Source organism: Anaerovorax odorimutans (genome assembly GCF_024459955.1).
GTDB classification, from domain to species: Bacteria; Bacillota; Clostridia; order Peptostreptococcales; family Anaerovoracaceae; genus Hominibacterium; species Hominibacterium odorimutans_A.
On sequence record NZ_JANFXK010000017.1, the window covers coordinates 88,892 to 97,578 of the forward strand.

7 protein-coding genes are annotated in these 8,687 nt (G+C 49.1%); all 7 read right to left on the reverse strand.

All coding sequences use genetic code 11. From position 1 onward, the window contains the following. Positions 1–18: 18 nt before the first annotated feature. Entirely contained in the window at positions 19–687 is a 669-nt protein-coding gene (locus tag NE619_RS14215; protein ID WP_256133102.1) for a DUF4956 domain-containing protein, read from the reverse strand. Positions 688–702: 15 nt separating this feature from the next. Further along, entirely contained in the window at positions 703–1,428 is a 726-nt protein-coding gene (locus NE619_RS14220; protein ID WP_256133103.1) for a polyphosphate polymerase domain-containing protein, read from the reverse strand. A 117-nt stretch (positions 1,429–1,545) separates the two neighbouring features. Next, complete coding sequence (locus NE619_RS14225; protein ID WP_256133104.1) at positions 1,546–2,574, reverse strand: sensor histidine kinase; 1,029 nt, start codon at positions 2,572–2,574, stop codon at positions 1,546–1,548. Continuing rightward, positions 2,564–3,256, reverse strand: a complete 693-nt coding sequence (vanR, locus tag NE619_RS14230) for a VanR-ABDEGLN family response regulator transcription factor (RefSeq protein ID WP_256133105.1) — start codon at positions 3,254–3,256, stop codon at positions 2,564–2,566. The genes NE619_RS14225 and vanR overlap by 11 nt, the downstream gene beginning before the upstream one ends. A 110-nt stretch (positions 3,257–3,366) precedes the next feature. Further along, a complete protein-coding gene (locus tag NE619_RS14235; RefSeq protein ID WP_256133106.1) occupies positions 3,367–5,838 on the reverse strand; it encodes a diguanylate cyclase domain-containing protein in 2,472 nt (823 codons plus the stop codon). A gap of 277 nt (positions 5,839–6,115) precedes the next feature. Further along, complete coding sequence (locus NE619_RS14240; protein WP_256133107.1) at positions 6,116–7,207, reverse strand: glycerol dehydrogenase; 1,092 nt, start codon at positions 7,205–7,207, stop codon at positions 6,116–6,118. Positions 7,208–8,022: 815 nt separating this feature from the next. Beyond that, positions 8,023–8,687: fibronectin type III domain-containing protein (locus NE619_RS14245; protein ID WP_256133108.1), on the reverse strand; the 665-nt coding region annotated here is incomplete at its 5' end.

Sequence of the window (8,687 nt, forward strand, 5' to 3'; positions counted from 1 at the left end):
TTTCAGATAAATCCGCCGTTAAGCAACTTTGCTCTGGGGCGCCAGTACATTGACATCGTGTACGCCTTCCATGCCGCTGAGCAGAGAAAGCAGCTGCTGCTCTTCCCTGCAGGGCATCTTCAGTTCGTAGACCAGTTCGAAGGAATCGGCAAAGACGTTTTTGCATTGAATGGAGCTGCCCTTTGTCTCCCGGAAAACTTCCTGCACCCGGCCCACCTGGTTTTTGGAGCCCCGGACCACCATGGTCAGCGCTTTTCTGTTTTTTACCCGGCGGTTGAAAAGGATCAGAATGCTCCCCAGCAGAATCGTACTGCACAGGCCCGTCAGAAACGCTCCTACGGCAGATGAGATCCCGATGGCCAGCGCCCAGAAGACAAAGCCGATGTCCCTGGGATCTTTGGTATTGGTCCGTATGCGGCAGATGGACAGGGACCCCAGCACTCCCAGCGATAAAATGGGATTGCCCTGCACCAGTGCCAGAAGGACCGTGGAAATAAAGGAAATCATCAAAAGCGTAATGTTGAATTTTTTATTATAAGTCAGAGTATCATGGCAGAGCCGGTAAGTAATAAACATAATTGCGGCCAGTATCATCGCGGCCAGGAGACTGATCATCAGATCTGACGACGCAAGGGTGTGGCTGCTGCCCGCCCCCTGTGCGTTAAACGTGTTTAAGATCGTATTCATTGCGTTCTTCCTTTCTCAATAGTAGTATTCTTTCAGCAGATCCCGCGAGGTGCCGAATTTGCTGGGCGGTTTTCTGGTTAAATCGCAGTTTGCCAGCACCTGCTGAATCTGTTTGAATAAAAAGCGGTCGTATTTAATTTCCAGTATGGTCTGGTCTTTGGCCATGGCTGACCGGAAATTGGGTCTGCGGCTGAACAGGTTGTAGTCAAAATCGCAGTACCGAAGATTATTGTCCAGAGTGACCCTGGTATTAAAGCTGGGATGGGTATAGGCCCTCCGGTCGTATTCGATCATGGAAACCGGTCGGTACAATCTGGCGGTCATCAGCTGATAAGCATACCGCGCCGTGTCGCTGTCGTAGCCCAGCAGAACACGGTAGTTGCGTCTTAAAAGCTGTATGGCGTCCTCTCTTGTGACCACCAGACTTTCTTTCAGCTCTCTGCCGTAGCTCTTTCTTTTCAGCTCGAATTTGGCGGTCAAATCATTGGGATGATATATTCTGAGCCGAATCCTCTTTTTTTCCGGGGAGCCGGAAACCTTGTCCGTATAATCGTCGTTGGCAATGCTGTCAAAGTAAACGCTGCGGACGGTGTAACCGTTGTAGTCTCCATATGCGTCCGGAATCAATATGCGATCCAGCGCGTCCAGTATATACAGGCGGTCCGGAAGGGAAAGCAGATATTTGACCTCTCTGCGGGCAACGGATAAAACGACGGAACCGGACTGTGATTGTATTGTCATCGGTTTTTCCTCCTCTCACTATAAAATACGGCGGTATTTCTAATTTTCGGCCCCTTTTTGGCAAAAAAAAATATCGCCTCTCAAAAAAGACGATATTTCTGCTTTCCAACGGATTCTTTACAGCTTTACGGTAAAAACCGTTTCCTTTTCGTCGCTGCGCACGGATATTTCTCCTCCGTGAGCGTCCACGATCTCTTTTGCTATGGCAAGACCCAGCCCTGCGCCTCCTGTCTGGGAGGATCTGGACGAATCCAGGCGAAAGAATTTTTCAAAGATCTGCTCCTGCTGGTGCTTGGGGATTGAGTCGCCGTGGCTGGCTACCTCGATTATGAGCTTATCTTCCTGACGGGCCGTTATGCGGATCACCGTGTTTTCATAGCTGTAGGTTACTGCGTTTTTTATGATGTTGTTGAAAACCCGCGCCAGCTTGTCTCCGTCTCCGTCATAGATCAGAGTATCAGGGGTATCTACGGTGATGGATTTTCCCGCGGGCTCCACCAGCGGATAAAACTCGTCGGCCATTTGCTGGAGCAGCAGCCTTAAGTCCAGCTTCTGCCTGTTGAGCACAATGGTCTGCAGATTAAACCTGGTCACGTCGAAAAATTCTTCGATGAGCTGTTCCAGGCGATAGGCCTTATCCAGGGTAATGCCCACATATTTGGCTTTCTGCTCCTCCGGCATCTCCGGCACCTCGTCCAGCAGACTCAAATATCCGATGATGGATGCCAGCGGAGTCCTCATGTCGTGGGCCAGGTAAGTAATCAAATCGCTTTTCCTCTGGGACTCCATCTGCAGCAGCTGTTCGTGGCGCTGCCCCTGCAGCCGCATGCTTTCGATGGTATTCTTCATCTCCTGGGATTTGCGGTTATTGGAGTAGTTCATAACCAGAATGATAATCGTGCTGACCACCACCAGGGACACTACGATCACCGTAATGATGAAGCTTTTAAAGCCTCCCCAGTTGTAAAAGACCGGATAGCTGATTCCTTCTTCTGTGGGGATTCTTTCAATGAACCGGCTGTAAAACCAGTCCTTGAAAACCCCGTTGCCAAAGGAGTCGATAAATTGGGCCAGAAACAGGGCCCCCACTGCGATGGCCGCACCAATGAGTATGATTTTTATTACGACTTTTTTCTTATTTCTCAATTTTATACCCTACTCCCCAGATGGTCTTAATGTATTTCGGCCTCTCTGCGGAGTCTTTCAGCTTTTGCCGCAGGTGGCGGACATGGACCATAACTGTATTATTGCTGTTCTCAAAATATTTTTCCTGCCATACGGTGCTGAACAGCTCCTCGGAAGTAACGACTTTTCCCTGATTTTCAGCAAGGGTCCACAGAATCGCGAATTCAGTGGGCGTCAGGTCCACCGGCTCTTCGTTGAGCGTACATTCGTGGGTATCCCGGTTCAGGAGCAGTCCCCGAATCGTGAGCACGTTTTCTTCCGCCGCCCCTTTGTTGTACTGGGTAAAGCGTCTCAGCTGAGCTTTGACCCTTGCCACCACTTCCAGGGGTGTAAAGGGTTTTGTAATATAATCGTCGGCTCCCATGGTCAGGCCGGTCACTTTATCCAGTTCTTCTCCCTTAGCTGTCAGCATGATGATCGGGAAATTGTGGTTTTCCCTGATCCGTCTGCATATCTCAAGCCCGTCTATATCCGGGAGCATAATATCCAAAAGCGCAAGATCTATCTTTTCCGTCTCCGCGCATTCCAAAGCCGGTTTTCCCCTGTAGAACTTGAATACATTGTATCCGTCATTTCTAAGGTACAGCTCCAAAAGATCCGCGATTTCCTTTTCATCATCCACTACAAGTATATTCATATCCATGCTTATCACCTCTTCTCAGTCATTGTACTACAGGCCCGCTGTATCCTACAGCACTTTTTTCTGGAAATTAAGTAAAATTTAAGGACCATGCCTGCTGCCGGGCCGTCTGTCTATACAATCTCAAACTGGTCGCGTCCGCGGTTCTTGGACAGATAAAGCGCTTTGTCGGCACGCAGATAGACATCATCGTACTTCTCGCCCGGATAGCTGACAGCGGCTCCGATGCTGACTGTCACATGGCAGGTTTCATCCAAAGCAATCTCCCTGATCCGGGCGCATAACGTTTCACATTTCTGAATTAGATCTGCTTTGCCTTTGATTTCCTTCATGTACACTAAAAACTCGTCTCCGCCGGGACGTCCGACGATGTCGTCCTTTCTAAAGCTGTCTCGCAAAAGCCCTGCGATCTGGCTCAGTGTCCGGTCTCCTTCCAGGTGCCCATAAGTATCGTTTATGGTCTTGAAATGGTCGATATCGATCAGCAGGAAGGCTCCGTTCTGGTTTTCTCTCATGCGGTCCAGCTCCTCCGTGATGCTCTTTCTGCTGGCCCGGGCGTTGAGGATGCGAGTCAGTCCGTCCTTCTGCGCCTGAGCGATCAGCCGCTCCCGCTCTTCCTTCTCTTCATCGATTATTCTGATTCTGCCTATGCTGTAGACTGGTTTTCCACTTTCATCACAGACGTTTTCCCTGCCGATCCGCAGCCAATGCTTTTCTCCATCCGGGCAGTTCACTTGGATTTCCCTGATGCCTTCTTCCCTGGAGCGCATCAGCTCTCTGAATTCCATGCCGGTGGATTCCGATGGTCTTGACAGATCGAACGTCAGCAGCTCCGAAGGATTTCTTTCGTCCCCCGAGGGCCTGGTGACCATCAGTTTATCGGTACGGTAGTCGTACTCAAAGAAATAATCGTTTAAGAGCTCGTAGATGCGGAGATGTTTTTTCAGCTCCAAAGCTGTCCTGCGATTCATAGACGACCGCTGATAAAGAGCCAGCAGCAGCAGACCGATGACACAGATCAGGATTGCCGCCACCGGAAGCGGATGTTCCTGAATAAATGTGCTGATGGAAAAGTCCTGTTTCTGCAGTATATTTTGGTATATGATTGCCTGCGTTTCTTCTTCCGACATATTTGTAATTGCTTTATTGAGGATACTCAGCAGCCGGGGGTCACTTCCCTTTACCACTCCAAAACAGACTTCCTTGGGTTCATAAACCTGCGGCATCATCTTTAAATTGTAAAACTGCGGCTGATTGATATAATATTGCGCGATGTAGCTGTCCACATAAGTGTAATCGGCCTTGCCGCCGGATACTGCCCGGATGCACTGATCCGCCGTAGCATAATAGACGCGCTTGCCCACGGAGTCTCCTTCGTAATGGTTCAGCTTCGGCAGAGCAAGTTTCTTTCCCTCCAGACTGCTTGGGCTGACCTTTTCATTGGCTATGAGAATATAAGGTGAAGAAGCATAGGCACGGGTCATGGATACGCTCTGTTCCCTGGCTTGCTGGTAGTCGTAAACCATTCCTGCGGCCATGTCTGCCTCGCCTTCCCTGAGCATCTGGAGCATGGCATCCGGTGTGCTGCATTTTTTCAGCTGAAATTCCAGACCTGTCTTTTGGGAAATTTCCTCCAACAGGTCTACGGAGATCCCTTTCATTTCGCCAGACTCCTCATACTGATAGGGCGGCTGGCAATCTAAAATAGCAGTTTTGACTGCGGGAGCATTTTCTATATAGTCCTTCTCTTCTGCTGTTAAGGTCAGCTTTTCTTTGTTCTGGGAAAAATATTTTTCATAGAGTGAAGAAGAAAACTGCGGGTCCATCTCATCAATCCACGCCAGGGCCTGATTCATATCTTTACTGAGCTCCTGGGGGTCTCCTTTTGTCACTGCAAAATAAAACGGACGCGGAGCGAATCTGGCGACAGTCTTTACGCCACTGATCGCAGTCAGGCCGGTATTGAGCATGGCATCCGCCCTGCCGCTTCGCAGGGCCTGTATCTGTTCCTCCATATCCTCGCAATAAACGTATATCGGCTTTATCATGGTTCTCTTGCAGTAGTCTTCCAGCTCGCGGATTCGAACCTTGGATGTTTTGATTACCGCAATGCGCATGGTCTGTACGACACTGGAATCGACCATCAGCTCCTGTGTTTTTTCCGGCAGACTCTGCAGGACTGTCTCAACGGTACCATAGCGATATCCGATATAATCGTAGAGCTTCTCAGCCTCACCGCTGTAAACCATGCCGCCCATCAGATCGATCTCGCCCTTTCGCAGCATATCCATCAGTATAACGATTTGTTCATCCTGCGTTCCCCCGACCTCTACAAACTCATAGGTCCACCCTGTATACTGCGAAATTTCCTCCAGGTATTCATAGGTGTACCCTTTATAATGTCCATGTTCATCCTTCTCTGTCAGCCCTTCCTGTATGGGAAAGGCTACCCGAATGACTTTATTATCGTTTTTTTCCTGAACAGCAAAAACAGCAGTCCCCTGAGAAAGAAGCAGAACTGCTGATAGGATGATTAAGATTAAAATATAGCTCCAAATTTGCCGCCCTGTTGTCTGGCCTTTCATTTCACACCTCATCGCCGCTATCGTTAATTCTATTATAATGCATTAGTAAAAAATTACAAGTAAATTGACATTCCGGCAGTGCGGATCACGTTCCTGTGAAACCATGGAAAGCATTCATGAGCAGCCCTTTTGAGGTCGGATCCTTTGAGCCCCTGGGCCAAACTGGCACCAAATCTTCTGCAGGCGCTGGGTTTGCCTATAGTGATCGAAAAAAGAGGGGCTGGCACATAGATTTTATCCGATGTGTCAGTCCCCTTTTAGTTACGATACCAGCCTTTTAGAGTCCTTTATAATACTTTCCCAAAGCGTCAGCGCCCATAATGGCTGCGTACACGTCTTCCGGTGTCACTTCAAACGGCATATTGCCCAGCGTATCGTTTTCCGATGCGGCAAGCTTTGCGACTTCCATGATCTGCTCCGGCTTTACTTCCTTAATACCCAGGTCTTCCAGTGTAACAGGCAGACCTACTTCCAGACAGAAGTCGATTACCTCTTCCAGTTCTTCTTCCGGAGCATGTTCCAGAACCAGCTGTACCAGCGTGCCGAAAGCCACTTTTTCGCCGTGATACAGCGCATGGGTTTCCTCGATAGCCGTCAGTCCGTTGTGAATCGCGTGGGCTCCCGCCAGGCCGCCGCTTTCAAAGCCGATTCCGGACAGATAGGTGTTGGCTTCGATGATGTTTTCTACGGCCTTTGTGCAAACCTTTTCTTTGACTGCCAGCATGGCGTTGACACCATCATCAAGCAGCGTATCGTAGCACAGGCGTGCCAGGGCCATAGCGGCCATCGTTGTCTTGCCGCCTACGCAGTTTCCGGCATCGGATCTCTGACAGGCTCTGGCTTCAAAATAGGTCGCCAGTGCGTCGCCCATACCGGAAATCAGAAGGCGTGCCGGCGCTTTGCTGACAATATCCGTATCGATCAGCACCATGTTGGGGCTGGCCGGCAGGAACAAATATTCCTCAAAGACGCCGTCATCGGTATAGATAACGGAAAGCGCGCTGCATGGTGCGTCCGTGGATGCGATGGTCGGCACGATCACCACCGGCAGTTCCAGGTAGTGAGCGGCCGCTTTAGCCGTGTCGTGGATCTTTCCGCCGCCGATTCCCACGATCACATCGCAGCCTGCGCTTTTACAGGCCTCCATAATTCGATTTATCTCTGTTTTACAACACTCTCCATTGAATGCTTCATAAACAATTTCTGTATCTCCCTGGCCTTCTGCAATGGCAGGCTCAACTCTCTTTCGTCCCGACGCGCTGGCCAGAACGAACAGCTTCTTTCCAAAGTTAGCCGCGTGACTGCACAAGTTTTTCATTTCTCCTTTGCCCTGCACGTATCTGCTGGGGCTCCCAATAATCTTTGCCATATTTCTCCTCCTTGTTGTGTATACAGTATTCTGTTGACAGCCCTATCTTAGCATATGGCTTTGTGTTTTGGCAAGATCGGAATTTGCAGGGATTTACAATATGAACCGATCACGAAAATCAAATAGGGCTGTCGCATTAGTTGATAAAGCCTGAACGCTTCCATTTGTTTGGATGCGGGTTAAAAGTTCCGGCCTGGGTGCAGCTTTCCATATTTGGAGTTTTTATCCATTTTAAGCAGGTGACAATTTGTGCTATTAGCCGCATTGGAGGCCGCAGGAGCGTTGAAAAATGCGTAACTTTTCGAAAAAATCGGGAATAGTTACCGGAACTGCCTTGTTGGTAACTTTATCTAGGTTTCTCGAATTTGCAGGGGGCTGGGATCGAGGTTCCCTGTATACACTTTCATCAATCGAACCGGCCGCGCTGCAGGAATTGATCCATATGAAAAGCAACCAAAAAGGTAAATTGCGATTTTTCTCAACACGCAGCGAAAAACTGAGCTTTTGTTGAGCTTTTTTCAAGGATACAGACCCTGCCAGCACAAAATTTCGCTCAAGACATAGCTTTGGACAGGAACAGAGGCCGCAAGCCTTGGAAATACTTCAACAACCGAGGCGAAATGCGCTCATTGTTGAACAAATACGCACATTGCTTAAAAAGGCTTCGACCTTGCGGCGAAGCCGATTGAATTGGTGAAAAGAGTATACGAACAGGATCAGGCAGCGTTATCCCTTCCTCGCCGCTGCCCATATAAGAAGTTTTATCTCTTAACGCAACGGCCCTGTAATACTGCGAATAGTCTTTTTCGGAGCACTCATCTGGATTGAACCACAACCTTTTTACTGAATGCTCCGTAATAGGCTTTTCCATCCAGATACTTCACGGCCCGAACTTTATAGTAATATTTTTTTCCTTTTTTCAGTTTTTTGTTCGTCCACGATGAGGCCTTCTTTGACGTTGTTTTTACTTTTTTGTATGCTCCATTTTTCTTAACTGCTCGATAAATTTGATACTTGTCAGCATCATTTCGCTTCCGCCATTTTATCGTAGCCTTCTTCTTTCCGGCCTTTGGTTTTTTCATCGTTACTTTCCCTGGAAGCGTCGCGGCCGCTGCTGGGCTGGAAAAGGCTGCGCTGTACCGCTTTCCATTTTCAATTCTGTAGGCCATGATTTTATAATAATAATTATGGCCGGAAGCAAGCTTTGTATCGGTAAAGGAATTGCTTGCGCCAGCAACAGTGGCAATTTTTCTATATTGGTCAGACTTGGATGCTGCCCGGTAAATGTCGTATCCGTTTATGTTGTCAGCGGGATTCCATGTGAGTCTTACCCAGGAAGTTGCGGCTTTTGCAAACTTGACTCCAGCTGCGGGCGGGACAACGACAGGCGGCTTAGGCTTATTGATTGCAGGCGGCTGGGTCGTTGGCTGCGTTGGCGGCTGCGTTGGCGGCTGCGTTGGCGGCTGCGTTGGCGGCTGCG

What these genes read in the sequence shown, in the direction of transcription:
- NE619_RS14220 (WP_256133103.1), bottom strand. Translation starts at nt 1,428, where the DNA reads ATGACAATACAATCACAGTCCGGTTCCGTCGTTTTATCCGTTGCCCGC.
- vanR (WP_256133105.1), bottom strand. Translation starts at nt 3,256, where the DNA reads ATGGATATGAATATACTTGTAGTGGATGATGAAAAGGAAATCGCGGAT.
- NE619_RS14235 (WP_256133106.1), bottom strand. Translation starts at nt 5,838, where the DNA reads ATGAAAGGCCAGACAACAGGGCGGCAAATTTGGAGCTATATTTTAATC.
- NE619_RS14215 (WP_256133102.1), bottom strand. Translation starts at nt 687, where the DNA reads ATGAATACGATCTTAAACACGTTTAACGCACAGGGGGCGGGCAGCAGC.
- NE619_RS14240 (WP_256133107.1), bottom strand. Translation starts at nt 7,207, where the DNA reads ATGGCAAAGATTATTGGGAGCCCCAGCAGATACGTGCAGGGCAAAGGA.